Below are 26497 nucleotides of genomic sequence, written 5' to 3'. Positions count from 1 at the left end.
CCTCGGGCGGCCCCCACTTTTTGTGGGTTCTCACGCTTACCAATCGCGTGTCCGCTTGACACCCCTCTTCAGGTGCAGCAAGTGCTATGGCGCGACTCGTGATGGGACCCCACCGCCCGGCCAGCTTGCTAAGGACGGCTCGCCTGCGGCATCGCACCTGTCATGCGGCTCGCCTGCGGCATCGCACCCGCCACCGGCTCGCCTGCGGCATCGCGTGGGTCCGGCTGCTCGGTCTGGCTGCTCGTCAGTTGCTGCAGGTGCGCGGGCACGCCGTGCACGGCTCGGCGTTCGGCAGCACGTAGTGGAAGCAGCAGCTGTTCCGCTTGCGCTTCCACCCCTCCGAGGTGAAGTGCAGCGACGAAGCCGCCACGAAAGGTTCGAGCTTCTCCGGCAGGATCATCGCCGCGTCCGTGACACCGGCGTTCTCGTCGCCGAACAGGCGGCCTGCCGCCCACGGGCCGTACTCCAGCATGTCGGTCGCCGCTGCCCAGAGTTGGCGGCGGCCGAAGCGGACCACCTGGCCGAACGATGCCACGAACTGAGCGGCGTGGGCCGCGTAGCGGGCTCGGAGGAGTGCGGCCAGGGCTGCCTCGTTGGCGACGACGGTGGCTGCCGGGTGGTTCGAGGCCGGGTCGTCCGGGAGGCAGGCGAACTCGTCGCACATCACGGCCATGCCGTCGGGGTGCGGGCGGCCCTCGGTGGCGATGTGGAACGCCATGTCGGAGGGCTTGAGCGTCGGTACGCGGCGGGCCGTGTGGAAGAGGAGACCGGCCAGGTAGCCGGGCTGGTGGAGGTACCAGCCCATGACGTAGCCGGCGGTGGCGCGGTCGTCGGACTCGCCGTACTGCTCGACCATCCACTCCGCAAGGTCCTTGCGCCACAGGTCGAACCGGGTGGGCTCCGCCAGCAGGTCCGAGCAGATCGTCCAGTCCTCAGAGGGCGTGCCGAAGACGATCTCGGTGCCGGTCTGCAGGCGGGCGATGGACTCGGCCAGTGGCGTGAGCGCACGCGGGTTCTGCTGTGAGACCCTCGCAGGTACGGTCAACGCGCAAGTCCTATCTCATCTGGATGAGGCTTGCCTAACCTTACCCAAGATCGCCGGAGTTGTGCCTCCCGAGGTGGTCCCGGTCACAGGAGTATCGCTCAACGGTGGGCTGTTCGCGTTGAGCGGACATCGCCCGATCTGTGGAATCCGTTGCTCCCGACCTGCGTTGATGCAGATGTCACTGTTCGCCGGACGCGGCTTGCCGCTGATGGGAACCACAGGCCTCGGTACCGCCCACTACAGTGGAGCCACGGTGCCGCGCTCACCAGGGTAGATCGGTGGAGCCGAGGACCGCCGACGCAGCAGTCAGGGAGTGCGAATGTTCGAAAGGTTCACCGACCGCGCGAGGCGGGTGGTTGTCCTTGCCCAAGAAGAGGCACGGATGCTCAACCACAACTACATCGGCACCGAGCACATCCTCCTGGGTCTGATCCACGAGGGTGAAGGTGTCGCCGCCAAGGCGCTCGAGTCGTTGGGGATTGCGCTGGAAGGCGTCCGCCAGCAGGTCGAGGAGATCATCGGCCAGGGCCAGCAGGCCCCTAGCGGTCACATCCCCTTCACCCCACGTGCGAAGAAGGTCCTGGAGCTCTCGCTGCGCGAGGCGCTTCAGCTCGGCCACAACTACATCGGCACCGAGCACATCCTGCTCGGCCTGATCCGCGAGGGCGAGGGCGTCGCCGCCCAGGTCCTGGTGAAGCTCGGCGCCGACCTCAACAGGGTGCGGCAGCAGGTGCTGCAGCTGCTGTCCGGTTACTCGACGGAGAAGGGCGCGTCGGAGACGACCGGACGGGGCGAGGGCACGCCGTCCTCCTCCCTGGTGCTCGACCAGTTCGGGCGCAACCTCACGGCCTCGGCCCGCGAGGGCAAGCTCGACCCGGTCATCGGGCGCGCCAAGGAGATCGAGCGGGTCATGCAGGTGCTGTCCCGCCGCACCAAGAACAACCCGGTCCTCATCGGCGAGCCCGGCGTCGGCAAGACCGCCGTCGTCGAGGGTCTGGCGCAGATGGTCGTCAAGGGCGAGGTGCCCGAGACGCTCAAGGACAAGCAGCTCTACACGCTCGACCTCGGCTCGCTGGTCGCGGGCTCGCGCTACCGCGGTGACTTCGAAGAGCGCCTGAAGAAGGTCCTCAAGGAGATCCGCACGCGCGGCGACATCATCCTGTTCATCGACGAGATCCACACGCTCGTCGGTGCGGGTGCCGCCGAGGGCGCGATCGACGCGGCTTCCATCCTGAAGCCGATGCTCGCGCGCGGTGAGCTGCAGACGATCGGTGCCACCACGCTCGACGAGTACCGCAAGCACGTCGAGAAGGACCCCGCGCTGGAGCGCCGCTTCCAGCCGATCCAGGTGGGCGAGCCGTCGCTCGAGCACACCATCGAGATCCTCAAGGGTCTGCGCGACCGGTACGAGGCGCACCACCGCGTCTCGATCACCGACTCGGCGCTCGTCGCCGCCGCCACGCTGGCCGACCGGTACATCAACGACCGGTTCCTGCCGGACAAGGCGATCGACCTCATCGACGAGGCGGGCGCGCGCATGCGCATCCGCCGGATGACCGCGCCGCCGGACTTGCGCGAGTTCGACGAGAAGATCGCGGACGTGCGTCGCGACAAGGAGTCCGCGATCGACGCGCAGGACTTCGAGCGCGCCGCCAAGCTCCGTGACGCGGAGAAGCAGCTCCTGGGCCAGAAGGCCGAGCGGGAGAAGCAGTGGAAGGACGGTGACCTGGACGTCGTCGCGGAGGTCGACGACGAGCAGATCGCCGAGGTCCTCGCCAACTGGACCGGCATCCCGGTGTTCAAGCTCACCGAGGAGGAGACCACGCGTCTGCTCCGCATGGAGGACGAGCTGCACAAGCGGATCATCGGCCAGGTCGACGCGGTCAAGGCCGTGTCGAAGGCGATCCGCCGCACCCGCGCCGGCCTGAAGGACCCGAAGCGCCCCTCCGGCTCGTTCATCTTCGCCGGCCCGTCCGGTGTCGGTAAGACCGAGCTCTCGAAGGCGCTCGCGAACTTCCTGTTCGGCGAGGACGACGCGCTCATCCAGATCGACATGGGCGAGTTCCACGACCGGTACACCGCGTCGCGGCTCTTCGGTGCCCCTCCCGGTTACGTCGGCTACGAAGAGGGCGGCCAGCTCACCGAGAAGGTGCGCCGCAAGCCGTTCTCCGTCGTGCTCTTCGACGAGATCGAGAAGGCCCACCAGGAGGTCTACAACACGCTGCTCCAGGTGCTGGAGGACGGCCGCCTGACCGACGGTCAGGGCCGGACGGTGGACTTCAAGAACACCGTCATCATCTTCACGTCGAACCTGGGCACGTCGGACATCAGCAAGGCCGTCGGCCTCGGCTTCACCTCGGGTCAGGACGGTGCGTCCAACTACGAGCGGATGAAGAACAAGGTCAACGACGAGCTGAAGAAGCACTTCCGCCCCGAGTTCCTCAACCGCATCGACGACATCATCGTCTTCCACCAGCTGACTCAGGACGAGATCATCAAGATGGTGGACCTGATGATCGCCCGCGTCGAGGCGCAGCTGAAGAACAAGGACATGGCCATCGAGCTGACCGACAGGGCCAAGGCCCTGCTGGCCAGGCGCGGCTTCGACCCGGTGCTGGGCGCCCGCCCGCTGCGCAGGACGATCCAGCGCGAGATCGAGGACACCCTGTCGGAGAAGATCCTGTTCGGCGAGCTCCAGCCGGGCCAGATCATCATCACCGACGTCGAGGGCTGGGACGGCGAGTCCGAGCAGCACGACAAGGCGAAGTTCGTGTTCCGCGGCGAGGCCAAGCCGAACCGCGTGCCGGACGCCCCGCCGGTCGACCTCACCGCCTCCGCGGCCGCCGAGCAGCAGGACGCTCCGGCCAACGAGACCGAGTGATCTAGGCAGTACCGACGAGAACGGCCCCCAGGCTTCCGAGCCTGGGGGCCGTTCTCGTCTGCGTGGTCTGTCACGCGAGTCACTCGGCAACATCGATTCGCCCGTTTCGCCGCGAACCGGGAATTCCGCCTGCCACTATGACGCCCGCTCCGCGTGATCTTGCGTGAGCGCGTGCCCAGGAGGAGGTGGTCCTTGTGCCGTCAGCGGCGTTCGAGCAGCTGGTCGCTCAGTTCGAGCGGTTCCAGTCTCAGATGCAGCGCGTTGACCAGCAGTTCGCCAAGGTCGGCGAGATGCAGCAGCAGCTGACCGAGCTGGAGGCGGTGGCCACCTCGGCCGACCGTGCCGTGACCGTCGTTGCAGGCCCGTCCGGCAGCATCAAGGACATCAGGCTGACCGACCAGGCGATGCGCAGGCCACCGCACGCTCTCGCCGCCGAGCTGATGACGACGCTGCAGAAGGCCGTCGCCGAGGCCGCGCGCCGCCAGGCAGGCATCGTCGAGGGCGCGATCGGCGACGACATGAAGCTCTCGGACCAGGTCCTCGAAACCCAGTCGCAGCTCTTCGGGATGTCCAAAGAGGAGCTTCGCGCTGTCAGGTCCGATGAGGCCGCGCTCGCCACCCCGGCCCCGCAACGCCCACCGATGCCGCCACCGCCGCCCGCGGTCCGCCCGCCCGCGCAACCTGCGCCGCCCGCGCCGCCGCGCCGGCCCGCTCCCGAACCGCTCGACGACTTCTCCGACCAGAACATCATGCGCGGCACCACGTGGAACGACAGGTCGCCGCAACCGCCCGCCGCCCCGCCCAAGCAGGACGGCAAGTTCCTCAACCTCTACGACGACGAGGACGGCCGGTGAGCGGGTTCAGCGTCAACCCGGAGGAGCTGAACGCGTACGCGGACAAGCTCTACGGCCACCGCGCGTTCGCGGGCGAGGTCACCGGGCTCGTCGACAAGTCCGATGTCGGCGACAAGTCGTGGGGTGTCGTCGGGATCTTCGTGAAGCAGCAGTACACGGAGATGCTCGGGGATCTCAAGGAGACGCTCACGGCCATGACGGAAGGGCTGGACTCCGGCTCGGAGAAGTTCCGCGACACCGCGAAGGGGTACGCGGACCAGGAAGCGGCCCTGAAGAAGATCCTCGACGGCATCCAGGTCGACAGGGGATAGGGCGACGTGGCGGAACAGGACTACACGGCCGGTACTGGCGACACCCAGGTCAAGATCACCGTCGGAGAGAAGACCGTCGGGCAGAAGGCGGAGGAGAACGCCCCGATCTGGGGCAACTTCGTCAAGGCCAAGGAGGCCGCGGGAAAGACGGGCGACACCGGAGGCGTGGCTGGACTGACCTCCGAGGGCAGCGCCCTGGTCACCTCTGTGGTCGAGTTCGGCCAGGGCATGGTGATGGACCCGATCGGCTGGCTGGTCGGTCAGGGGCTGAACTTCCTGATCAGCGTGGTCCAGCCGCTCGAGGACATGATCCACTTCGTCAGCGGTGACGGTCCGGCGTTGCAACAGGCCGGGGAGAACTTCGGTGCGATCGCCCAAGGCATCTCCGACCTGAGCACGAGGTTCACCGAAGACCTGCAGAGCACCGTGACCACCTGGGGTGGCAGCGCCTCCGAGGCCGCCGCGACCAGGCTGGGCGAGTTCGCCAGTGGGATCGACGGCGTCGCCGGCCAGGCGGGTGAGCTGGCCGAGCTGCTGATGATGTCGTCCATGGTCATGCAGATCATCGAGGACGTGATCAAGGCGATCCTCTCCGAGCTGATCACCTGGTTGATCATGATCTGGATTCCCGCGCTGGCCGCCGCTGTGCCGAGCTGTGGTGCTTCCACGGCCGCCGCAGGTGCTGCGACCGGCGTGCGGGTCGCCTCCACCGCGAGCAGGGTGTCGCGGATCGTCGCGAAGCTGCGCCAGCTGCTGACCAAGATCATGGACTTCCTGCGGAACATGGCGGCCAAGGCCAAGAACCTCCGGACCGGGTTCAAGAACGCCATGGCGGACAAGAAGATCCGCAGCCAGGAGGCGACGGACGCGCTCGCGGGCAAGACGAAGTGGGAGATGTTCAGGAGCAACCCGGTCACCCGGATGAACAGCCACGAAGGCATCGTCGGCGAGCGCATGAAGGCAGGCTTCACCAAATCGATGTTCGATGCCGTCGGGAACGAGGTGCTGGCCCAGGTGAACGTCGCGCATGAGAAGGGCGCGCGAAACGTGTCCCTGCAAGAACAGGCTGCCGAGTCGCGTGAGACCGGCACCGATCAATCGAAGCAGCGCATCGAAGGGTTTCTGGACATCTGACCATGGACATCTTCAAGTCGTGGGTGATCGGCTACCTCCTCCACCCGTTCGTTCTGACCAGCCTCAGCGCCATGATCGTCTTCATGGTCGCGCGGCGCTGGCTCCAGTTCCGCAACCACGGGAAGGCGCGAGACGAGCAGATCGCCGCGCTGACCCCGCTGGCACAAAGGCTCGGCGGCAAGGTGTTCGGGCCCGGCGAGGCCGCGATGTGGACGGGCGAGCTCCGCAAGCCGTTCGAGAACGAGTTCTCGATCGCGTTCCGGTCGAAGCGGCAGTTCGACCTGTCGATGGACTTCCAGCGCGGTCCGTGGCACGTGCGCGTGACGGAGGCGTCCATCAGGTACGACAGCCGTGGATTCGGTGTGCGCTGGTTGCAGGAGCATCGCATTGAGATCGCGACCGCCCGACTGGCCCCGCTGAAGGTCCGGCGGCCGAACAAGTACAGCGTCAACAACGGGCAGCCGCTGTCGCCCGGCCAGCTGGCGTCCGAGTGGAAACAGGTCGTCGGCAACGAGCCGGAGACCGCGAAGCAGACGGACGCCGCGTGGCTGCCGGTGCCGTTGGCGCCACCCATGGACCAGGAGTTCTCCGCGTACGGCAGCGATCCCTCCACCGCGGCACGCGAGCTGAACTTCGACGTGCTGCACTGGCTCATCGACCAGGAGGACGGGCTGCCTTCCTGGGCCAAGGGGATGTCGCTGACCTTCGAGTCGGGCTTCGTCTACCTGGTCGTGCACGACCACATCCATCCCGATGACCTGATGGTCGTGGTCGACACGATCTGCGGTGCGCTCGACCGGATGCCCGGCGCGCGGCCTCGGCACCCTGCCGCGGCGCTCTGACCGCGGACTCCTTCGAGGTGCGCGTCTGGCACCTCGTGGTTGTCCGGGATCGCCTGCACGGTGGTCGGGCAGCAGGTCAGTGCGGTGTGACGGCGTAGCCCGCCAGCACGATCTCCCCCAGTTCCGGGTCGTCCTCCTCCCAGGCGCCCTCGTAGCTGAAGCCGAACAGCTCGTGCAGGGCCGCCTCGGCCAGTTCGAGCGGGTGGAAGCGGAACGGGTAGTCCTCGTCGGGGTCGAGGGACTCGAGGAACTCCTGGTCGCCGGCGAGGTACTGCTCCTCGAACGGGAGGGGGGTGCCGATGTCGGTGATCACGCCGCTGTCGGGGGAGAGGCTGTACGCGCGGAGCAGGGAGCCGTCCGGTTCCCAGATGGCGTAGGAGAAGAAGTCGACGGCGCTGTGCATCGCGTGCAGGTAGAGGGTTCGGCCTGCCGCCTCGGTGATGAAGTGGTGGGGCAGGTCCTCCCACCCGTCGCCCGCCGCGTCCCAGGTGCAGATGATGGACAGGCCCTCGAAGACGGCCGCGTAGACCTTTCCCTCCGGTGGGTTGGCGTTGTAGAGGTTGCCGTCCTCGATCGGGTGGATGTCGTGGGACGGGTAGAGGCGTCTCACGAAGGCCTCGGTGGCCTCCCTGTCGAGCGTCGGTGAGCTTTTCAGGACCTTGCTGACGTCGTCCGATGCGTAGAAGAGCATCCAGTCCTTGGCACCCATCGTGTCCCCCTCGGGTCGGTTGGGTTCAGTGTGGCGGAGGGGTCTGACAATTTTCCGGGAGGCAACGGGAGTGGACCTCTGGCCGTCCTCCTAGGTGTGAAGACCACACCGGAGACCGACGCGCGCTCGGGCACACTGCACGACGTGGTCACCACCGAGGTGAAGCCGCCGCGGAGCGGGTTCGCCACGTTCCTGCTGTTCCTGTGCGCGCTGGCGTTCGTCACGGCGGCTCTGGTCCGGCTGCTCGGCATCGACGGCACGCGGTACATGATCGCCGCGACCTCGCTGACGCCGTACGTCACCGTTCTCGGGTTGCTCGTCGGGCTGTTCGCCCTGTTCCGCCGCAGGTGGGTGATCGGGCTGACGATGACGCTGGTCGGGGTCGTGCTCGTCGCGAACGTGGCGCCACGGGCGTTTCCCGACTCGCGGCCGAACGGGGTCGGGCAGCAGGTCAGGCTGATGACCTCGAACCTGCTCGTCGGCATCGCGGACGCCGAGGCGATCGTCCGGGAGGTCAGGGCACGCCGGGTCGACGTCCTCGCCATGCAGGAGCTGACGCCGGAGATGGTGAGCGACCTCGACCGCGCCGGGCTGAAGCAGGTGCTGCCCAACCGGGTGTTCCTCGACGAACCGGGTGGGTCGGGCAGCGGCATCGCCTCGAAGTTCCCGCTCTCGCGCAGGGACCTGACGCCGCCCGGCACGTTGCAGCAGGCAGGGGCGCTCGTGGACCTGCCTGGCCAGGACATCGAGGTCGTCTCGGTGCACCCGCTGCCACCGGTCGTCACGGACGGGCCGGAGGCGTGGCAGCGTGAGCTCGCCGGGCTGCCCGCGCCCGACTCGACCGGCGCGATCAGGGTGCTCGCGGGCGACTTCAACGCCACGCTCGACCACGTCGGCCTGACGCGGCTGCTCAACAAGGGCTACGTGGACGCCGCCGACCAGGTCGGCAAGGGGCTGATCCACACGTGGCCGTCGAACAGCGGGTTCTGGCCGCCGCCGGTCACCATCGACCACGTGCTGGTGGACTCGAAGATCGTCGTGGACACGGTGGACGTGTTCGACGTGCCCGGCAGCGATCACCGGGCCGTCGTCACGCAGTTCGTCGTGCCAAAGCCGTGAGAGCTTCCAAGGCGCCGACGGGCAGCGACACGCCACGGCCGTGCCGCACCTCGGGTTCGCGGGTGTTGACGCGGATCAACGAGCCCGAGGCCGCGCTCGCCAGCTCGGCCTGACGCCGCACGGTCGGCACGGCGGTGCCTGCGCCGATCTCGATCACGGCGAGCCTGCGGTGCTTGCGACGCCACTCCGTCAACGCGTCCAGCTGCGCCTGGCTGCGGTGCGGCACCCAGCCCCAGTCGCCGAACATCAGGATGTTGGGCCGGGCCAGCCCGCCGCACGAAGGACACGACGGCAGCTCGCCCACCGCTCGCATCGTCGAGGGATCGATCTCGACGTCGAACGAGCACTCCCAGATCTCGTCGGTGCACGGTTCCACGCACTGGGCGTGGTGGATCGACCCGTGGACCTCGGCGACGTCCTCGAAGCCCGCCCTCTGGAACTGACCGTCCACATTGGACGTGAAAACCCGCGCACCCCACGACCGCAGCACGGCGAAACCCTCGTGCGGCACGGTCGCGCGGTACAGGGCTAATCGGTGGCCGTAGAAACCCCATGCCAGCGCGGGGTCGTCCGCGAAGTGGACGGGATCCGCGATCTCCTCGAACTTCAGCCCGAGCCGCTCGTACGGCGGGTACGCCCGCCAGAAGCCCTCGGTGCCGCGGAAGTCGGGAAGACCGGAGTCGACCCCCATGCCGGCACCGGCGCAGACGAGCACCGCGTCCGCGCCGGTGATCAGCTCGGCGGCCTGGTCGTAGGCCTGTTCGATCACTGCTTGGGCTTGCTGCCCAGCACGACCTCGAACTCCAGCAGGTCGGCGCCGCTCGACACGGGCCGTGCGCGCTCACCGGAGTGCGCGGCCGCACCGGCCTGACCGTCACGCCACGCCACGAAGGCCTCGTCGGTCTCCCAGTGGGTGACGACGAAGTAGCGGTCCTCACCCGCGACCGGGCGCAGGAGCTCGAACCCGAGGAAGCCGGGCTGCTCGTCGACCGCGCCCAGACGGGCGGCGAACCGCTTCTCGAGCTCGGGGCCGTTGCCCTCGGGGACCTTGATCGCGTTGATCTTCACGACTGCCATGACAACCAGCCTAGCGACGAACACCGACAGGCAGCAGGTACTGATCGTCGGGAATGCCCGAGTCCCGGAACCACGCCTTGAAGAACGCGTCCAGCGGCTGCCCGGAGACCTTCTTGAAGTGCTCCTCGAACTGCGGCCACGTGGCGTTGCCGTCGCGGTGCTCCGAGACCCACGACTGCAGGCCCTTGAAGAACACGTCGTCACCGACCTGCTTGCGCAGCGCGTGCATGCCGAGGATGCCCTTGTCGTAGACGCCCCGGAACTCGTTGCCCTTGCCCATGTCGTAGAGCTTCGGCGCCCAGAACGACGACCGCTCGCGCCGCTGCTCGACCTGGTCGCGGTAGCGCTGGTCGAGGTCCGTGCCCTCCTTCTCCAGCCACAGCCACTGCGAGTAGGACGCGAGGCACTCGTTCAGGCAGATGTCCGCCCAGTTCGTGATCGACACCGAGTCGCCGAACCACATGTGGGCGTTCTCGTGCACGAGCGTCTCCAGGTCGGCCCACGCCGCGTAGATCGGCCGGGTCTGGGTCTCCAGCGAGAACCCGATCTGGTCGGCCACCCAGATGCTGCCCGCCGCGCGCTGCGGGTACGGGCCGAACCTCGTCTCCAGGTGGGCCAGGACCTCCGGCATCTGCGACTGGATCGGCTTCTTGGACGCGGACGTGCCGGGCGCGTACGCGTCGAGCACGGGCGTGCCGCTGGGCAGCGTGGAGCGCACGATCTCGAACTTGTCGATGGCCACGGTGGCGACGTAGGTCGCCAAAGGCGTCTCCTCCGACCAGTTGAACGTCGTCCAGCCGCCGTCGCGCGTCACCGGGCCTTCGAGGCCGTTCGAGACGGCCGTCCAGCCGTCGGGGACGCGGGCCGCGATCTTCAGCGCCGCCTTGTCGCGCGGGGTGTCGTTGGCCGGGAACCACGTCGTCGCGGAGTGGGGCTGACCTGCGGCGAACGCCCCGCCGGTCGACGAGACCTGCCAGCCGCTGCGGCCCAGCGAGGCGTCGTTGATCGTCGTGGGCTTGCCGCCGTAGGTGACCTTCGTGGTGAACGGCTTGTCCTTCGCGAGCGGCGCGGCGGGCGTGATGACCAGCTCGTGGTCACCCTCCTGCGTGAACTTGGCCGGCTGGTCGCCGACCTTCACCTCGCTGACCTTCAGCGCCTCCAGGTCGAGGTTGAAGCGCGAGAGGTCCTGGGTGGCGGTCGCGGTGATGGTGGCGACGCCGTCGAGCTGCTGGGACCCCGGGTCGTAGGTGATCGCGAGGTCGTAGAGCGTCACGTCGTAGCCGCTGTTGCCGTCCGTCGGGTAGTACGCGTCGCCCGCGCCCGCCCCGGCCTCCACCGCGGCCTGCGGTGACGTCTCCCGTGCCTGTTGCGCGGGGTCGTTGCTCGGCGTTCTGAACACGACGAGCAGACCGGCGACGAGCACGATCAACACCAGGGCGATCAGGTACGGGCGGGCCTTCATGCGTTAATCATCCCTGTGTCGGTGGTGGAGTTCGGCGGAACGGGTCAAGGCGTGCTCCTCCTGCACGGCCTGATGAGCAGGGCCACCGCCTGGTGGCCGGTCGCGCAGTGGCTCACGCCCTTCGGCCGGGTGGTCGGGATCGACCAGCGCGGACACGGCCGCAACCCGCGGCGGGGACCGTTCCGCACCGAGGACTTCGTCGCCGACGCCGCTGACGCCATCGAGGAGCTCGGCCTCGGTCCCGCCGTGGTGATCGGGCACTCCATGGGCGGGCTGCACGCGTGGTGTCTCGCGGCGACCCGTCCGGACCTGGTGCGCGCGATTGTGGTCGAGGACTTCGCCCCGGACAACAGGGGACGCACGATCGACGAGTGGAAGTGGCTCTTCGACGCCTGGCCGGTGCCGTTCCAGTCGCTCGGGCACATCAGGTCGTACTTCGGCGCGCCGCTGTTCGCCGAGTACTTCGAGGAACGCGAGGACGGCTGGCACCTGATCGCGTCGATGGACGACCTGTACGAGATCGCCGGCCACTGGGGCACGCGCGCCTACTGGGACTTCATCGACGCCGTGCGGTGCCCGTCGCTCGTGATCGAGGCGGGGAAGGGTGGCCAGCTACCAGGCCAGATGGCCGATGCGGCGCAACGGTCTCGTGGCCAGTACCTCTACGTCGAGGAGGCCGGTCACGTCGTGCACGACAGCGCGCCGTGGGTCTACCGAGGCGCCGTGGAAGCCTTCTTGAGCACGTCGATCTCGCCGGTCTGAGTGTCGACGATCGACACCTCGCGGACCTTCGCGCGGATCGGCTCGACCGGGAACACGGCGGCGAACGCGGCCTTCATCGCCTCGTCGTCGACGTCGTGCACGAGCGTGCAGTGCGGCACCCAGTTGCCCGGCAGGTAGTAGGCGCTCGGGTTCTTGACCTTGCTCGCCAGCACGTCGTGGATCGCCGAGTGGACCGCGAGCAGTTCGGTGTCGACGACGGCGGCCAGCATCAGCACGTTCTCGGACGTGGAGAACGTGCTGAGCGAGTGCAGGTAGAGGTCCGGCATCCAGAGCCGTTCCAGGTCCTCGCGCAGCTCCTTGCGGACCTTGGGGCCGATGGTGCCCGCGACGGCGTAGGTGAGGTGCGGTGGGTACCGGAACTTGCCGCCGACCCGTTTCTGCAGCTCACGGACCTTCTTGTCCGCCTCGTCGTCGAAGAACGCCACGAGCGCGTGCATCAGATCGTCCCCTTGTTGGATTGTTGAACGATCCTTCGATCGGGCAGCGGGAAGAGGCCGTCGTGGGATTGTTGAACGATCCCACGATCAGGCGGTGAGGCGGAGCTGTCGTGGGATCGTTCAACAATCCCCTCACCCGGCAGGTGGAAGAGGCCGTCGTCGGATTGTTCAACAAGTCCATCGCTCAACAAGGACACAAGGCACTTCTCGCGCTGCGTCACGTCGTTCCACACGACGTCGAGCTGGAACTTGGGCACCGGGCCGGGCGCGCCCCGCAGCACGTCCAGCAGCTTGCCCCGCACCTGACGGTCGGTGCCGGCGAACTTCTGCACCTTCTTCTCCGGACCCGCGTAGGCCGGCCGGCCGGCCAGCTGCCAAGCGCACTCGGCGAACAACGGGCAGTCGGCGCACTTCTGGTTCTTAGCCGTGCAGATCAACGCCCCGAGCTCCATCAACGCCGCCGAGAACACCGCGGCGTCGTGCTGGTCGTCGGGCAAGATCGCCTCGACGTCACGGAGGTCGCGCTTGGTCGACGGCGGCCCGGCGTCACCAACACCGTGCACAGCGCGCGCTACGACGCGTCGGACGTTCGTGTCGACGACGGCGCACTTCTGCCCGTACGCGAACGTGGCCACCGCACGGGCCGTGTAGCTGCCGATGCCCGGCAACGACTCCAGCGTCTCGATGTCCGACGGCACCACGTCGTCAAAATCGCGCGCGATCACCGTGGCGGCCTCGTGCAGCCGCATCGCGCGCCGCGGGTAGCCGAGCTTGCCCCACATCCGCAGCACCTCGCCCTGCGACGAGGCGGCCATCGCGGACGGCACGGGCCAGCGCGCCAGCCACTCGTGCCAGATCGGCTCCACGCGGGAGACGGGCGTCTGCTGCAGCATGATCTCGCTGATCAGCACACCCCAGGCGGTGCAGTCGGAACGGCGCCACGGCAGGTCGCGGGCAGCGGTGTCCCACCAGCCCAACAGCAACTCGTGATTCATCGCCTGCCATTGTCGCGCAACGAAAAGGCCCCCCGAAGGGGGCCCTCGAAGCACAAGTGCGGTCAGGCGGCCGCGGACTCGGCGGCGTCGACCTCGCGCAGCTCACCGGTGTGCACGTCGTAGACGAACCCGCGGATCTTGTCGGTGTGCGGGATGAACGGGCTGCGCCGCAGCCGCGCCATCGACCCGCGCACGCTCTGCTCGACGACCTTGAACGCCTCGACGGCCCAGGTCGGGCGCAGGCCGGTGTCGGCCTCCAGCTCGTCCTTGAAGTCGTCCTCGGTGACCATCTCGAGCCCGCAGTTCGTGTGGTGCACGAGCAGGACCTCACGCGTGCCGAGCTTGCGCTGGCTCAGCGCGAGAGAGCGGATGGCGTCGTCGGTGACGACCCCTCCCGCGTTGCGCAGCACGTGCGCCTCACCCTGCTTCAAACCGAAGATCTCGAACACCCGGATGCGCGAGTCCATGCAGGTCAGGATTGCTACCTGCAGGGACGGCTTCGCGGACGAACGGTCTCCGGGAACCACGTTCCCGAGCTCGTAGTTCCGCTTGAGCAGTTCGTCGATCGCGGTCATGTGACACACCTCCATGGCCTACCGGCGGACCCCACGACGATTGGAACCGGAGTTAGCGCACGTTCACAAGGGGTTTCCGGCCAATATCACGTTCACCGGATCGAGCGACGCTCGCCTAAGCCTGGATCAGGGCACGCAGCGTTACGTTCGGGCCGTGATCGAGCCCACAGGTCCGCTGCCGTCCACGGTGTACTGGCGCCGCCGCCTCGCCGCGATCGGGGCAGCGCTGGTCACACTCCTGCTGATCATCTGGATCGTCGGGATGTTCTCCTCCGACGGCGAGACCGCACAGCCCACGAACGCGGCCGCGGCGTCGTCCTCGAACCCGCCGCCGAGCATGTCCGAGAGCGCTGCGGCCTCGTCGTCCTCGACGACCCCGCCGCCCTCGCCGACGTCGGAGGCGCCGCCGCCCCCGCCTCCCGGCCCGCCGCAGCCCTGCCCCGACGACGTGATCGGGGTCGCGGCGAAGGCCAACAAGCCCTTCTACACCATCGGTGACCAGCCGGAACTGTCCATGGACATCACGAACACCGGTCCGGTGCCGTGCATCAGGGACATCGGCCGCCAGCACCGCGAGCTCACGGTCCTGACGGCGGACGGCGCGACGGTGCTGTGGTCGAGCAACCACTGCCTGAACGCGGTGGGCACGGAGACCCGCGTCCTGCAGCCGAAGGAGACCTTCAACTACGGCACGAAGTGGGCGGGCTCGACCTCGAAGGAGGGGTGCGGGGCCCACACGCGCGTGGGCGCCGGCGACTACCTGCTGGTGGCGAAGCTGGCCGGGAAGGCCAGCTCACCCGTGGTGTTCAGGCTGGAGAACTAGGCCTCACGGCCCGAACCAGCGCTCCTCGGCACCGCCGCGCGGACCCGCCGACGTCTTGCCGATGATCAGCTCGGTCGCGAGGTTCACCGACCTCGGCCGCGAGCGCTCGTTCGTGTCGAGCAGCAGCTTGCCCGCCGCCCGGCCCTTCTCCAGCACCGGCTGACGGACCGTCGTGAGCCCGGCCTCCTCGCCGGCGCGGATGCCGTCGAACCCGGTCACGGTGATGTCGTGGGGCACGCGCAGACCGCGGCGGGCGGCCTCGGTCATCGCGCCGAGCGCGAGCACGTCCGAGGTGCAGATCAGCGCCGTGACCTGCGGGTCGCGGTCGAGGACCTGGGCCGCGCCGGACGCGCCGGAGGCCATGTTGTGGTCGAAGCGCTCGACGACGGGCACCTGCGACCAGTCGACGCCCGCCTCGCTGAACGCCTCGGCCAGGCCCGACAGGCGGTTGCGCTGCACGTGGAAGTGCGCGGCGTGCTGGCGGTCCGGCGTCACGAAGCCGTCGTTGCGGTCACGCGCCAGACGCATGCACACGACGCCGATGCGGCGGTGGCCCAGACCGATGAGGTGCCGCGCGAGCTCGTACATCGCGGCGCGGTCGTCGATGCCGACGCGGTCCACGGTGCCGAGGTCCGGCTGGTCGCAGACGACGGTGGGCACCGGGCGCTCCAGCACGGCGGCGAGGTGCGGGTCGTCGTCCGGCACCGAGTAGACGACGAAGCCGTCGACACCCGCGCGGTGCACGGACGCGACGTCCTCGCGCTCGGGGTTCGCGGGCACCAGCAGCAGACCGGTCCCGGCGTCCTCGCACGCCAGCGCGAGGCCCTCCAGGAACCCGATCGCGGCCGGGTCGCGGAACGCGTAGGAGAGGTTCTCGGTGAGCAGCAGGCCCACCGCACCGGCCTTGCGCGTGCGCAACGAACGCGCCACAGGATCCGGGCCGGGATAACCCAGCCTTCGGGCCGTGTCCAACACCCGCCGACGCAGCTCGGGAGAGAGCTGGTCGGGCCGGTTGTACGCGTTGGACACCGTTGTCCGGGAAACGCCCAGCTCAGCGGCCAGAGAGGCCAACGTTGCCGGACGTCGCACATGCATCGACCGCGCCATGAAAGGACCGTAACGGTTCAGAACCAATTCGTGAAGTCAGGGTGACCTGCGTCCCTCAAATGACGCATCCGCGCAGGTTGACCCATCTGCCCCGTCAAGAAGTTGGTCCAGACCAATTAGGTGAACAGGTTCTCTCACTTCGGAGGGGCAGACGATTCCCTCACGACGAGGCGCGGACGGAAGACGCGCGTGTAGTTGTCGGTGCTCTGCCTGCGGCGATCCGGGTCGAGGCGCAGCACGAGCTCGTCGATCGCGGCCGCCGCCATCTCCTCGATCGGCTGCGCGAGGGTCGTCAAAGCGGGCGACGAGTAGGCGGCCAGGGGGATGTCGTCGAACCCGACGACCGAGAGTTCGTCCGGTACGGAGATCTTCCGCTGGTGCGCCTCGCGCATGACGCCGAGCGCCATGTGGTCGGACGAGCAGATCACCGCCGTCGGCGCCACGGTGTCGAGCAGCTGCGCCACGGCCTGGCCGCCACCCTCCGCGCTGAACGGCGCGTGCGCGACGTACTCCGACCCCGCCGGCAGGTGGTCCTCTTCGAGGGCCGCGGCCCAGCCGGCGCGCTTCAGCCGTGAGGGCAGCGACCGCGCCGGACCGGAGACGAACCCGATCCGCTCGTGGCCGAGCTCGATCAGGTGGCGGGTGGCCATGTAGCCCGCGAGCTGCTCGTCGACCGTCACGTCGGGCACGTCCAGCGCGGGCGTGGCGCCGTTCAGGAACACCATGTGGACGCCGTCCGCGAGGAGCTTCGCGTAGTAGCTCGGGCGCGGCGCCTGGCCGAGCGGCACCTCGACGTTGGTGATCTCCGGTGACACGAACACCATGCCCTCGACGCCGCGGGCCAGGAGCATCCGGACGTACTCCTCCTCGCCCATCGGTGCGCCGCTGCGGGTGTTGCACAGCAGCGACGAGTAGCCCAGGCGCGCGGCCCGCGTCTCCAGCGCCTCGGCGAACGCGGGGAACACCGGGTTCGAGAGCTCCGGCACGAGCAGGCCGATCACGCCGGTGCGTTGCAGCGCCCCGAGTCCGCGCGGGGTGTACGGCATCTCCGCGAGGACCGACAGCACGCGCTGCCGGGTCTCCTCGTTCACACCCGCGCGCCTGTTGAGAACACGGCTCACGGTCGAGATGGACACCCCGGCTGCCCTGGCGATCTCGGACAGTCCGGACACGTTGCCTCCCAGCTCAGATCAGGTTCGGCGCAAGCCTGCCGTGTCCAGAAAAATTTTGCAACGAGCGTTTGCAAGACAGCGCCGTTACGGCTTGGTTACGGTCCATGTCTTGACCTGACCATGGTTCTGGTAGTGAAATCGCCCGCAACATTCTCGCAAAAACTTGCAAGACCCTCGTCTCACTCGGAGATGAGGCCCCAGCTGGAGGGAACGGCAGCAACGATGCGACGGACAACCCTCGTGACCGCCATGGCGACGGGTGTCGCCCTCGTGCTCACCGCCTGCGGAAGCGGTGGATCGAGCAGCAACAGCGGATCCGACTCGGGTGAGGTGACCTTCTGGGACACCAGTGGTCCCAACGAGAGCCCGGTCTTCAAGAAGATCGCGGAAGGCTGTGCCACCAAGGACGGCTACAAGGTCAAGGTTGAGACGCAGGCGTTCGACGGCGCGCTCAACAACTACAAGACCGCTGCTCAGGGCGGTCAGGGGCCCGACGTCTTCCGCTCCGAGGTCGCGTGGGTGCCGCAGCTCGCGAAGCTGGGTTACGTCGCCGACCTGTCGGACACCGACCTCGCCAAGGACACCTCCGACTTCCTGGAGGCCCCGCTCGGCTCCACGAAGTACGAGGGCAAGACCTACGCGGTGCCGCAGGTGACCGACTCGCTCGCGTTGCTCTACAACAAGAAGAAGCTCGCCGACGCCGGTGTCGAGCCGCCGAAGACGTGGGACGAGCTCAAGGCCGCCGCCGCGAAGCTGGGCGGCGAGAAGTCGTTCTTCCTCAACAACGACGCGTACTACGCGCTGCCGTTCATCTACGGCGAGGGAGGCGACCTGGTCGACGCCTCCGCCAAGAAGATCGTCGTGAACTCCGCGCAGAACGTGAAGGCGCTGGAGACCGCGAAGAGCCTGCTCGACGGCAAGGCCGCCACCACGGCTCTCGACGCGACGAACTCGTACTCGAACATGCAGGCCGCGTTCTCGTCCGGTGACGCCGCGATGGTCGTCAACGGTCCGTGGGCCGTCGCCGACTACCTCAAGGGCGCCGCGTTCAGCGACCCGGCGAACCTCGGCATCGCCCCCGTCCCCGGCCCGTCCGCGGGCAAGGGCAGCGCGCCGGTCGGTGGCCACGACTACGTGGTCCGCCAGGGCACCAAGGCGAAGCAGTCGTCCATCAAGTTCATCACCTGCATGGCGTCGGTCGAGTCGCAGGCGACCATCGCCAAGGAGCTGGGCCTGCTGCCGACCCGCAAGTCGGCCTACCAGAACGCCGACGTCAAGGCCAACGCCGTCGTCGCCGCGTTCGAGCCGGTCACCAAGGTCGCGCACGAGCGCCCGTGGATCCCGGAGGGCGGCGAGCTGTTCGACCCGCTGAAGGTCGGTTACGCCGACTTCCTGGCCGGCAAGAAGGACGCCAAGACCGCTCTGGACGACGTCGCGAAGGCGTACAAGGAGAAGGTCGTCACCGAGTACTCGATCGGCTGATCGTGTTGAGCGGCCGGGGTTTCACGACCCCGGCCGTTCGCCGGAAGGGGAGTCTCGGTGCGTCGGTTCCTGGACAGGTACTGGTACGCGTATGCGATGGTGCTGCCGGTCGTGGTGGTCATCGCGGTGTTGGTGCTCTACCCGCTCGCGCAGGGCGTGTTCTTCACCTTCACGAACATCAACGAGGGCAACATCGCCAACCCGATCCTCGAGCGGCCGGCGAGCTACGACGTGGTGGGGTTCAAGAACTACCTCAACGTGCTGTCCGGCGGTGAGTCGTTCGGTGCGTTCTGGGGGACTTTGGTCCGCACGCTGATCTGGACGTTCTCGTGCGTGTTCTTCCACTACACCATCGGTCTCGGCCTGGCGATGCTGTTGAACCGCCAGGTGAAGGGCCGCACGCTCTACCGCGTGCTGCTGATCCTGCCGTGGGCCGTGCCCGGCTTCATCAGCGCGTTCTCGTGGAAGTACATGTTCAACGCGCAGTACGGGATCATCAACCAGCTCCTGCGCGCGGTCGGCCTGCCGGACCCGGTGTGGCTCGGCCAGTCGAACTGGGCGCTGGTGTCGGTGATCATCGTGAACGTCTGGCTGGGTACGCCGTTCATGATGGTGGCGCTCCTCGGTGGCCTGCAGTCGATTCCCGGCGACCTCTACGAGGCGGCCGAGGTGGACGGCGCCACGCCGTGGCAGCGCTTCCGGCACGTCACGCTGCCGGGCCTGCGTTCGGTGTCGTCGACGGTGATCCTGCTGGGCATCATCTGGACGTTCAACATGTTCCCGGTCATCTACCTGATCGCCGGGCCCAACCCGAACGCCCGGATCCTGGTCACCTACGCGTTCGAGCGCTTCTTCTCCGGCGCGTCCCGCGACTACGCCATCGCGTCGACCTACGGCGTGCTGATCCTTTCGGTGTTGTTGGTGTTCGCCACGATCTACCGGCGGGCGCTGCGCAAGCAGGGCGAGGTGTGGTGACGTGACGCTCGACGCTTCGTCTCTGAAGATGGTGCAGGCCGGCGGTGCCCGGCCGCGCAGGACCGACAGGTCCAAGGGCGCCTCGATCGCGTTGCACGCCACGCTGATCGTCGCGTCGGTCATCGCGGTGTTCCCGGTCTTCTGGGTGTTCGTCACGTCCCTGAAGCCGGACGCGCGCGCGGTCGAGCCGACCCCGAAGCTGTTCAACGAGTCCTCTTTGGACAACTACACCCGCGTGCTGTCGGGCGAGAAGGGCGACTTCCTCGCCTGGTTCGGCAACTCCGTGCTGATCGCGCTGATGACGACCGTCGTCGGCGTCTTCATCTCGGCCACCGCCGGGTACGCGGCCTCGCGGTTCCGGTTCCCCGGCAAGCGCGGCCTGATGATGTCGTTCCTGCTGGTGCAGATGTTCCCGTTCGCGGTGCTCATCGTGCCGCTGTACAACATCCTCATCGCGTTGGGGCTCAACGGAAGCTCCATCGGCCTGGTGCTGGTGTACTGCACGACCGCGGTGCCGTTCTGCACGTACATGTTGAAGGGCTACTTCGACACGGTGCCCTCCGACATCGACGAGGCCGGCCGCGTGGACGGGCTGTCGCCGTTCGGCGTGTTCTGGCGGCTGATCATGCCGCTGGCCAAGCCGGGTCTCGCGGTCACGGCGTTCTACGCGTTCCTCACGGCCTGGGGCGAGGTGGCGTTCGCGTCCGCGTTCCTGTCCGCGGCGGACGAGTCGAAGACGCTGGCCGTCGGCCTGCAGGTGTTCGTGCAGCAGAACAGGACGGAGTGGGGGCACCTCGCCGCCGCGTCGATCCTGGTGGCGATCCCGGCGATCGTCGTGTTCTACCTGGTGCAGCGGTTCCTGGTGCAGGGGCTCGCGTCCGGCGCCGTCAAGGGCTGATCTGCGGGGCTGGAGGTGGCTTCAGGGCCGCCTCCAGCCCTGTTCTGTTCTCGGCGACCCACGTCTGTGCGTTCCGCACGGATCGCACGGCGCCTGATTCGCGCAGCCGCGCCAGCGCGGGGTCGTTCTCGATGCCTTCGGCGCAGCGGTCCTGCCACCACAGGATCATCTCCACGACCTGGCTCCTGTCGTCGAGCCCGTAGGCGTCGCACAGCACACGAAGCTGTTCTCCCGTTGCGGCGAGGTCGTCCACCGCCGGTCCGAGGTCCAGGTACTGCCAGCACATGTGCGCCACGTCGTGGATGCGCGCGCCCGGTGCGGCGAGGTCCCAGTCGAGGACCGCGACCGGCACGCCGTCGCGGTACACGGTGTTCCTCGGGGCCAGGTCGTTGTGGCACACGACCTCCTGGTCGCCGGCCAGCGCGGTGCCGGCGGTCAGGTCGTGGAACCGCCGTACCAGCCGCGCCAGTTCGGCCAGGTCCCCGGTGGACCGCGCGGGAACGTGACCTTCGAGGAACGTCAGCACCTCCCGGCCCTGCCCGTCGATGCCGAGGAACCTCGGCGCGCCCGGCCACCCGTGCCGTTCGAGGTGGAGCAGCAGCCGGTGGACGAAGTCGGAGCGCTCCGACGTCCTGCGTCGCACCGTGTCCCCGACGCGGACCACCTCGTTGACGAATCCGCCCGGCAGCGGTTGTTCGTTCACGCTCCTGAACGCCGCGGGGCCAACCCGTCCAGCACGACGCCGACGGCTCCGTCCACAACGGACCGATCGCCGCGGGTGTTCGCCAGCGCCCTGATCAGCACGTAGACCTCGTCCACCGTGGTGTCGGCCCGCACCTCCCCGGCCTCCTGTCCGCGGGACAGCAGCACCTCGACGGCGTCGCGCAACCGGAGGGCCGCGGCCCTCACCTCGTCGGCGGAGTCGTCCGGAGCGCCGGTCCGTTCGCGCAACGCGAGCAGCGCGAGTTTCGCCGGGGCGCCCGAGATCAGCTCCCGGAACGTCGTCCGGAACGCCTCCCCGGCCTCGCCGCCGTCCTCCGCCCGCGCCCGCGCCGTGGCGGTGAGCAGCGCGAGGTGCCGCACGACGGTGGCCTCGACCAGCAGTTGTTTCGTCGGGAAGTGCCGGAACACGGTGCCGATCCCGACGCCGGCGCGACGGGCGATCTCCTCGGTCGACCCGGCTTCGCCCGACTCGCCGAAGACCTCCTCCGCCGCGGCCAGCACCCGGTCCCGATTCGCCTGCGCGTCGCTCCGCATCCCGCCATCCTCGCGCTTGTCATCCGGAGTCTCGACTCCGTATATTCCGGAGTCCAGACTCCGGAAAGGAGAACATCGCTGATGCGCACCGCAGAAGAGACGTTCCGCGCCCTGCTCGACAGCGTCTGCCGCCTGCAGAACGGCGACGGGAGCCAGGTCGACGTGCTGGCCGGGTTCTACGCGGAGGAGACCGACGTCCGGCACCCGATGGCCCCGCTCGGCGACACCCCGCTGCTCGGTCGCGAGGCGCTCCGGCGGCACTTCGGCGCGGCGGGACCGCCGGCTCCGGCCGGGTTCCGCGTCGAGGACGTCCACGTCCACCGGACCGACGACCCCGAGGTGGTCGTCGGCGAGTTCACCTACCGCGGCGACGGCGACTGGGCCGCGTCGAGCGTCATCGTCCTGCGGGTCCGCGACGGGGTGATCGTCGAGTCGCGGGACTACCTCGACCACTTGGGACTCGCGCGGGCCAGGGGGCGGCTCGGCGCCCTCTGCGAAGCGCTCGTGTCACCACGCGCCTGAACGTAAGCGCTTACGTTGCGAACCCGTGCAACGTAAGCGCTTTCGTCTGTTCACGTAAGCGCTTGCAACACCTAACGTCGCGTCCAGACAAGGGTGAAAGGTGCGTCACATGGCAGAGGTGTCCTACGTCAAGGCTTCGCGCGTGTTCTCCGGCAACCCGCCGGTCCGCGCCGTCGACGAGCTGTCCCTGGAGGTCGCGGACGGCGAGTTCCTGGTGCTGGTCGGTCCGTCCGGTTCCGGCAAGTCGACCGCGCTGCGCATGCTCGCGGGCCTGGAGGACATCGACGAGGGCGCCATCCACATCGGTGGCAAGGACGTCACCAACGTGCCGCCGAAGGGCCGGGACATCGCGATGGTGTTCCAGTCCTACGCGCTGTACCCGCACATGACCGTCGCGGAGAACATGGGCTTCGCGCTCAAGCTGCGCGGTGTGGCGAAGACCGAGATCAAGGCGAAGGTCGAAGAGGCCGCCAAGATGCTCGACCTCACCAAGTACCTGGAGCGCAAGCCGAAGGCGCTCTCCGGTGGTCAGCGCCAGCGCGTCGCCATGGGTCGCGCCATCGTCCGCGAGCCCTCCGTGTTCCTCATGGACGAGCCGCTGTCCAACCTGGACGCCAAGCTGCGCGTCGAGACGCGTGCGAACATCGCCGCCCTCCAGCAGCGCCTCGGCACCACCACGATCTACGTCACGCACGACCAGGTCGAGGCCATGACGATGGGCCACCGGGTCGCGGTGCTCAAGGACGGCCTGCTGCAGCAGTGCGACACGCCTCGCGCGCTGTACGACCGCCCGGCCAACGCGTTCGTCGCGGGCTTCATCGGCTCGCCGGCCATGAACCTCAAGACCGTCCCGATCAGCGCGGAGGGCGCCAAGCTCGACGGCATCGTCGTGCCGCTGTCGCGTGCCGCGCTCGACGCCGCCGGTGGTCTGGACGAGGTCACCTTCGGCATTCGCCCCGAGGCGCTCGGCATCGTGCCGTCGGGCGAGGAGGGCATGGAGATGACCGTCGAGCTCGTCGAGGAGCTCGGTGCCGACGCGCTCGTGCACGGCGCCGTGAAGATCGGTGAGTCGTCGCAGCGCTTCGTCGTCCGCGTCGACGGCCGCACGCCTCCGACCCTGGGTCAGCACGTCAAGGTCGCCGTCCGCGACCACAGCGAGATCCACCTGTTCCACCCCGAGTCGGGCGAGCGCCTGGAGTCCTGAGTCACACGTTCGAGCCCCCGGCGTGACCGCCGGGGGCTTTTTCGTGTCGTAATATGAACTCGACAACGGTTTCCATTACCTGATCGAGGGACGGCGTGATGACTCTCCGCAACGCTCTGGTCGGCACTCTCGCCGTCGTGAGCCTGGCTGCCTGTGGCACCTCCACGCCGTCCGCCGACAGCGGCAAGATCCAGGTCGTCGCCTCCACGAACGTCTGGGGCAGCGTCGTCAAGGCCGTCGGCGGCGACGCGGTCGAGGTCAAGGCCCTGCTGGACGACCCGTCGGCCGACCCGCACTCGTACGAGAGCAAGCCCGCGGACGCCGCGCTGGTCAAGGACGCCAAGCTGGTCGTGTTCAACGGCGGCGGCTACGACGACTTCTTCGCCAAGCTGATCACCAGCGACGCCACCAAGAAGGTCGAGGCGTTCCCGCTCGCCGACAACCACGCCGAGCCGTCGACCGGCACGCCCGACGCCGACGGTCACGACCACAGCGTGAACGAGCACGTCTGGTACGACCTGCACACCGTCCAGGCGGTGGCCGAGGCCGCGGCGAACGAGCTCGGCGCCATCGCGCCGGACAAGAAGACGACGTTCGAGAAGAACACCGCCGACTTCTCCGCCAAGCTGGAGGAGCTCGAGAAGAAGATCGCGGGCGTCGGCCAGGGCAAGAAGGTCGTCGCGACCGAGCCCATCGCGCACTACCTGCTTGAGGAGTCCGGCGCGCAGGACGTGACGCCTGAGGCGTTCAGCAAGGCGATCGAGGAGGAGTCGGACGTGCCGGCGGCCGCCCTCGCGGAGATGAACCAGCTGGTCGAGGGCAAGCAGGTCAACGTGCTGGTGGAGAACACCCAGACCGAGAACCAGGTCACGAAGGGCGTCGTCGAGAAGGCTCGCACGGCCGGCGTCGCCGTCGTCGCGGTCACCGAGACGTTGCCCGAGGGCGTGACCGGCTACCTTGACTGGATGAGCAAGCAGGTTGACGCGCTTTCGCAGGCGCTCAAGGCATGACCGCGATCTCGCTGCGCGGGGCACGGCTGTCCTACGGGGACAGAGTGCTGTGGGACGGGCTCGACCTCGACGTCGAGCCCGGTGAGTTCCTGGCGGTCCTGGGGCCCAACGGTTCCGGCAAGACCAGCCTGATGCGCGTGCTGCTCGGCCTGCAGCCGCTGTCGTCCGGCACGGTCAAGATCGCCGGCGGCAACCACGCCATCGGGTACGTCCCGCAGCAGCGAGCGCTGGACCAGTCCATGACGTTGCGCGGCCGCGACCTCGTCGGCCTGGGCCTGGACGGCCACGCGTGGGGCTTCGGCCTGCGCGGCCGCCGCGAACGCCGGATCCGCGTCGACGCGGCCATCGAGGCGGTCGGCGGCACCCGGTACGCGGACTCGCCCATCGGACTGCTGTCCGGCGGTGAACAGCAACGGCTGCGCGTCGCCCAGGCCCTGGTCGGCGACCCCTCCGTGCTGCTGTGCGACGAGCCGTTGCTGTCCCTGGACCTCGCGAACCAGCGCGTCGTGTCCGAGCTGATCGACAAGCGCCGCCGCGAGTCCGACACGGCCGTCCTGTTCGTGACGCACGAGCTGAACCCGGTGCTGCCGCTGGTAGACCGGGTCCTGTACCTGGTCGGCGGCCGGTTCCGGATCGGCACGCCGGAAGAGGTCATGAACTCGCGGACGCTGTCCGAGCTGTACCGGACGCCGGTCGAGGTCGTGCGGGTGCGCGACCAGATCCTGGTGGTCGGCGCGGGCGCCTGCGAGGAGCAGACGCACCACCTGACGGCGGAGGCCGCGTCGTGAGCTTCCTCGACCTGCTGTCGCTCGACTTCGTCCAGACCGCGCTGATCGCGGCCGCCGTGCTGGGACTCGTGGCCGGCGTGCTCGGGCCTTTGGTGGTCACGCGCAAGATGGCCTTCGCGGTGCACGGCACCAGCGAGCTCGCGTTCACCGGTGGTGCGGCGGCGTTGTTGCTGGGCATCGGGATCGGCTACGGCGCACTGGCCGGGTCGATCATCGCCGCGGTGTTGCTCGGCGTGTTGTCGCGGCGGGAGAGCGATCGCGACTCGGTGATCGGGGCGATTCTCGCGTTCGGGCTCGGGCTGGGGATTCTGATGCTCGCCCTGTACAAGGGGCGGGCCAGCAACAAGTTCGGGCTGTTGACCGGGCAGATCGTCGGGGTCGACTCGACCGACCTGAACCTGCTGGTCGTCTCTTCTGTCGTGGTGCTCGTGGTGCTGGCCTTCATCTACCGGCCGTTGTTCTTCGCTTCGGTGGACCCGGATGTCGCTGTGTCGCGCGGGGTTCCGGTGCGGGCGTTGTCGATCGTGTTCGCGGTGCTGGTCGGGATCGCTACCGCGTTGTCGGTTCAGGTCGTTGGGGCGTTGTTGGTGCTGGCGTTGATGATCACGCCTGCTGCTGCGGCCATGCGGGTTACCGCTTCTCCTTTGCGGGCCACGGTTTTGTCCGTGGTGTTCGCTGAGGTTGCTGCTGTGGGTGGGATTTTGCTGTCGTTGCAGCCTGGGTTGCCGGTTTCCGCTCTGGTTACCGCGGTCAGCTTTGTGATCTACCTGGTTTGTCGTGGGGTTGGGGCTGTTCGGCGGCGGGCTGCTTGAAACCCTGGGGCTCCGCCCCAGACCCCGCCAATCTGATCAAAAGCCGGGGCCAGCGCCCTCGGCAGGTAGATGGCACGCCCGTTGCTTTTGGCGGCTGCGCGTTGCGTTGGTTGGTTGCGTTCCGTGGGGTGGCTTCGTCACGAGTCGCACCAAGAGCGGGCCACATCAGAGGAGGGGTGTCAAACCGCCGAAGAGCGTGGCGGTTTGACACCCCTCCTCTGAT

Annotated in this window: 28 protein-coding genes; 16 read left to right on the top strand and 12 right to left on the bottom strand. The window is 68.3% G+C overall.

Annotated features, from left to right (window positions below):
* Positions 1–244: 244 nt before the first annotated feature.
* Entirely contained in the window at positions 245–1045 is an 801-nt protein-coding gene (locus tag ACFWN2_RS43505; RefSeq protein WP_382436545.1) for a (2Fe-2S)-binding protein, read from the bottom strand.
* A 319-nt stretch (positions 1046–1364) separates the two neighbouring features.
* On the opposite strand from ACFWN2_RS43505, the gene ACFWN2_RS43500 reads away from it, so the two are divergent.
* From ACFWN2_RS43500 to ACFWN2_RS43480, 5 genes are all read left to right on the top strand, one after another.
* Entirely contained in the window at positions 1365–3926 is a 2562-nt protein-coding gene (locus ACFWN2_RS43500; protein ID WP_382436544.1) for an ATP-dependent Clp protease ATP-binding subunit, read from the top strand.
* A gap of 194 nt (positions 3927–4120) precedes the next feature.
* Positions 4121–4780 carry a YbaB/EbfC family nucleoid-associated protein gene (locus ACFWN2_RS43495; RefSeq protein WP_382436543.1) on the top strand — a complete coding sequence of 220 codons (660 nt, stop codon included), beginning with the start codon at positions 4121–4123 and terminating at the stop codon, positions 4778–4780.
* Complete coding sequence (locus ACFWN2_RS43490; protein ID WP_382436541.1) at positions 4777–5091, top strand: ESX-1 secretion-associated protein; 315 nt, start codon at positions 4777–4779, stop codon at positions 5089–5091. The genes ACFWN2_RS43495 and ACFWN2_RS43490 overlap by 4 nt, the downstream gene beginning before the upstream one ends.
* Positions 5092–5097: 6 nt before the next feature.
* A complete protein-coding gene (locus tag ACFWN2_RS43485) occupies positions 5098–6225 on the top strand; it encodes a WXG100 family type VII secretion target (RefSeq protein WP_382436540.1) in 1128 nt (375 codons plus the stop codon).
* A gap of 2 nt (positions 6226–6227) precedes the next feature.
* The gene (locus ACFWN2_RS43480) at positions 6228–7067 is read left to right on the top strand and encodes a hypothetical protein (protein WP_382436539.1); all 840 of its coding nucleotides are present in this window, start codon (positions 6228–6230) and stop codon (positions 7065–7067) included.
* Positions 7068–7143: 76 nt separating this feature from the next.
* On the opposite strand, the gene ACFWN2_RS43475 is transcribed toward ACFWN2_RS43480, so the two are convergent.
* On the bottom strand, positions 7144–7776 hold the full coding sequence (locus ACFWN2_RS43475) for a DUF6928 family protein (RefSeq protein ID WP_382436537.1): 633 nt from the start codon (positions 7774–7776) through the stop codon (positions 7144–7146).
* Positions 7777–7872: 96 nt separating this feature from the next.
* Here ACFWN2_RS43475 and ACFWN2_RS43470 point away from each other — a divergent pair, with 96 nt between their 5' ends.
* On the top strand, positions 7873–8895 hold the full coding sequence (locus ACFWN2_RS43470) for an endonuclease/exonuclease/phosphatase family protein (RefSeq protein WP_382436535.1): 1023 nt from the start codon (positions 7873–7875) through the stop codon (positions 8893–8895).
* Here ACFWN2_RS43470 and ACFWN2_RS43465 read toward each other — a convergent pair.
* From ACFWN2_RS43465 to ACFWN2_RS43455, 3 genes are read right to left on the bottom strand one after another with little or no spacing between them, the layout of a single operon-like run.
* Positions 8867–9661, bottom strand: coding sequence for an NAD-dependent deacetylase (locus ACFWN2_RS43465; protein ID WP_382436548.1), 795 nt, complete (start codon positions 9659–9661; stop codon positions 8867–8869). The two genes, ACFWN2_RS43470 and ACFWN2_RS43465, sit on opposite strands and share 29 nt — an antisense overlap.
* The gene (locus ACFWN2_RS43460; protein WP_191305030.1) at positions 9661–9972 is read right to left on the bottom strand and encodes an antibiotic biosynthesis monooxygenase; all 312 of its coding nucleotides are present in this window, start codon (positions 9970–9972) and stop codon (positions 9661–9663) included. The genes ACFWN2_RS43465 and ACFWN2_RS43460 overlap by 1 nt, the downstream gene beginning before the upstream one ends.
* Before the next feature lie 10 nt (positions 9973–9982).
* Positions 9983–11434, bottom strand: coding sequence for a M1 family metallopeptidase (locus ACFWN2_RS43455; RefSeq protein ID WP_382436534.1), 1452 nt, complete (start codon positions 11432–11434; stop codon positions 9983–9985).
* Positions 11435–11485: 51 nt separating this feature from the next.
* Here ACFWN2_RS43455 and ACFWN2_RS43450 point away from each other — a divergent pair, with 51 nt between their 5' ends.
* A complete protein-coding gene (locus ACFWN2_RS43450) occupies positions 11486–12196 on the top strand; it encodes an alpha/beta fold hydrolase (RefSeq protein WP_382436533.1) in 711 nt (236 codons plus the stop codon).
* Here ACFWN2_RS43450 and ACFWN2_RS43445 read toward each other — a convergent pair.
* The 3 genes from ACFWN2_RS43445 to ACFWN2_RS43435 all read right to left on the bottom strand — a co-directional run bounded on the left by ACFWN2_RS43445 (position 12145) and on the right by ACFWN2_RS43435 (position 14224).
* Complete coding sequence (locus tag ACFWN2_RS43445; protein ID WP_382436531.1) at positions 12145–12654, bottom strand: 2'-5' RNA ligase family protein; 510 nt, start codon at positions 12652–12654, stop codon at positions 12145–12147. The two genes, ACFWN2_RS43450 and ACFWN2_RS43445, sit on opposite strands and share 52 nt — an antisense overlap.
* Entirely contained in the window at positions 12654–13649 is a 996-nt protein-coding gene (locus ACFWN2_RS43440; RefSeq protein WP_382436530.1) for an A/G-specific adenine glycosylase, read from the bottom strand. The genes ACFWN2_RS43445 and ACFWN2_RS43440 overlap by 1 nt, the downstream gene beginning before the upstream one ends.
* A 62-nt stretch (positions 13650–13711) precedes the next feature.
* Positions 13712–14224, bottom strand: a complete 513-nt coding sequence (locus tag ACFWN2_RS43435; RefSeq protein WP_253321886.1) for a carbonic anhydrase — start codon at positions 14222–14224, stop codon at positions 13712–13714.
* Positions 14225–14378: 154 nt separating this feature from the next.
* Between ACFWN2_RS43435 and ACFWN2_RS43430 the strand changes: the two genes are divergently transcribed.
* Positions 14379–15047 carry a hypothetical protein gene (locus tag ACFWN2_RS43430; protein WP_382436528.1) on the top strand — a complete coding sequence of 223 codons (669 nt, stop codon included), beginning with the start codon at positions 14379–14381 and terminating at the stop codon, positions 15045–15047.
* Positions 15048–15050: 3 nt separating this feature from the next.
* Here ACFWN2_RS43430 and ACFWN2_RS43425 read toward each other — a convergent pair whose 3' ends face one another.
* Together ACFWN2_RS43425 and ACFWN2_RS43420 are read right to left on the bottom strand one after the other, a co-directional pair.
* Positions 15051–16154, bottom strand: coding sequence for a LacI family DNA-binding transcriptional regulator (locus ACFWN2_RS43425; RefSeq protein WP_382436527.1), 1104 nt, complete (start codon positions 16152–16154; stop codon positions 15051–15053).
* Between the two features lie 134 nt (positions 16155–16288).
* Positions 16289–17326, bottom strand: a complete 1038-nt coding sequence (locus tag ACFWN2_RS43420) for a LacI family DNA-binding transcriptional regulator (RefSeq protein WP_382436525.1) — start codon at positions 17324–17326, stop codon at positions 16289–16291.
* A gap of 222 nt (positions 17327–17548) precedes the next feature.
* On the opposite strand from ACFWN2_RS43420, the gene ACFWN2_RS43415 reads away from it, so the two are divergent.
* Genes ACFWN2_RS43415 through ACFWN2_RS43405 form a run of 3 tightly spaced genes read left to right on the top strand, consistent with a single transcriptional unit; the run spans position 17549 to position 20681 of the window.
* A complete protein-coding gene (locus tag ACFWN2_RS43415; protein ID WP_382436524.1) occupies positions 17549–18808 on the top strand; it encodes an extracellular solute-binding protein in 1260 nt (419 codons plus the stop codon).
* A gap of 57 nt (positions 18809–18865) precedes the next feature.
* Entirely contained in the window at positions 18866–19783 is a 918-nt protein-coding gene (locus ACFWN2_RS43410) for a carbohydrate ABC transporter permease (RefSeq protein ID WP_382436523.1), read from the top strand.
* A 28-nt stretch (positions 19784–19811) separates the two neighbouring features.
* The gene (locus tag ACFWN2_RS43405) at positions 19812–20681 is read left to right on the top strand and encodes a sugar ABC transporter permease (protein WP_382436547.1); all 870 of its coding nucleotides are present in this window, start codon (positions 19812–19814) and stop codon (positions 20679–20681) included.
* Here the strand turns inward: ACFWN2_RS43405 and ACFWN2_RS43400 are convergent.
* On the bottom strand, positions 20671–21384 hold the full coding sequence (locus ACFWN2_RS43400) for a phosphotransferase (RefSeq protein ID WP_382436522.1): 714 nt from the start codon (positions 21382–21384) through the stop codon (positions 20671–20673). The two genes, ACFWN2_RS43405 and ACFWN2_RS43400, sit on opposite strands and share 11 nt — an antisense overlap.
* Positions 21381–21938, bottom strand: a complete 558-nt coding sequence (locus ACFWN2_RS43395; RefSeq protein WP_382436521.1) for a TetR/AcrR family transcriptional regulator — start codon at positions 21936–21938, stop codon at positions 21381–21383. The genes ACFWN2_RS43400 and ACFWN2_RS43395 overlap by 4 nt, the downstream gene beginning before the upstream one ends.
* 81 nt (positions 21939–22019) lie before the next feature.
* Between ACFWN2_RS43395 and ACFWN2_RS43390 the strand changes: the two genes are divergently transcribed.
* From ACFWN2_RS43390 to ACFWN2_RS43370, 5 genes are all read left to right on the top strand, one after another.
* Positions 22020–22460: a nuclear transport factor 2 family protein gene (locus ACFWN2_RS43390; protein WP_382436520.1), complete on the top strand. Its 441-nt coding sequence runs from the start codon at positions 22020–22022 to the stop codon at positions 22458–22460.
* Between the two features lie 109 nt (positions 22461–22569).
* Positions 22570–23664, top strand: coding sequence for an ABC transporter ATP-binding protein (locus ACFWN2_RS43385; protein ID WP_382436519.1), 1095 nt, complete (start codon positions 22570–22572; stop codon positions 23662–23664).
* A gap of 98 nt (positions 23665–23762) precedes the next feature.
* Positions 23763–24674: a metal ABC transporter solute-binding protein, Zn/Mn family gene (locus tag ACFWN2_RS43380; protein ID WP_382436518.1), complete on the top strand. Its 912-nt coding sequence runs from the start codon at positions 23763–23765 to the stop codon at positions 24672–24674.
* Entirely contained in the window at positions 24671–25462 is a 792-nt protein-coding gene (locus tag ACFWN2_RS43375) for a metal ABC transporter ATP-binding protein (RefSeq protein ID WP_382436517.1), read from the top strand. The genes ACFWN2_RS43380 and ACFWN2_RS43375 overlap by 4 nt, the downstream gene beginning before the upstream one ends.
* The gene (locus ACFWN2_RS43370; RefSeq protein WP_382436516.1) at positions 25459–26274 is read left to right on the top strand and encodes a metal ABC transporter permease; all 816 of its coding nucleotides are present in this window, start codon (positions 25459–25461) and stop codon (positions 26272–26274) included. The genes ACFWN2_RS43375 and ACFWN2_RS43370 overlap by 4 nt, the downstream gene beginning before the upstream one ends.
* Positions 26275–26497 lie beyond the last annotated feature (223 nt).

The organism is Lentzea sp. NPDC058436 (genome assembly GCF_042721515.1).
Lineage (GTDB): Bacteria > Actinomycetota > Actinomycetes > Mycobacteriales > Pseudonocardiaceae > Lentzea.
The sequence above is the reverse complement of the archived record's forward strand: the minus strand, read 5'-3'. Positions and strand labels throughout refer to the sequence as shown.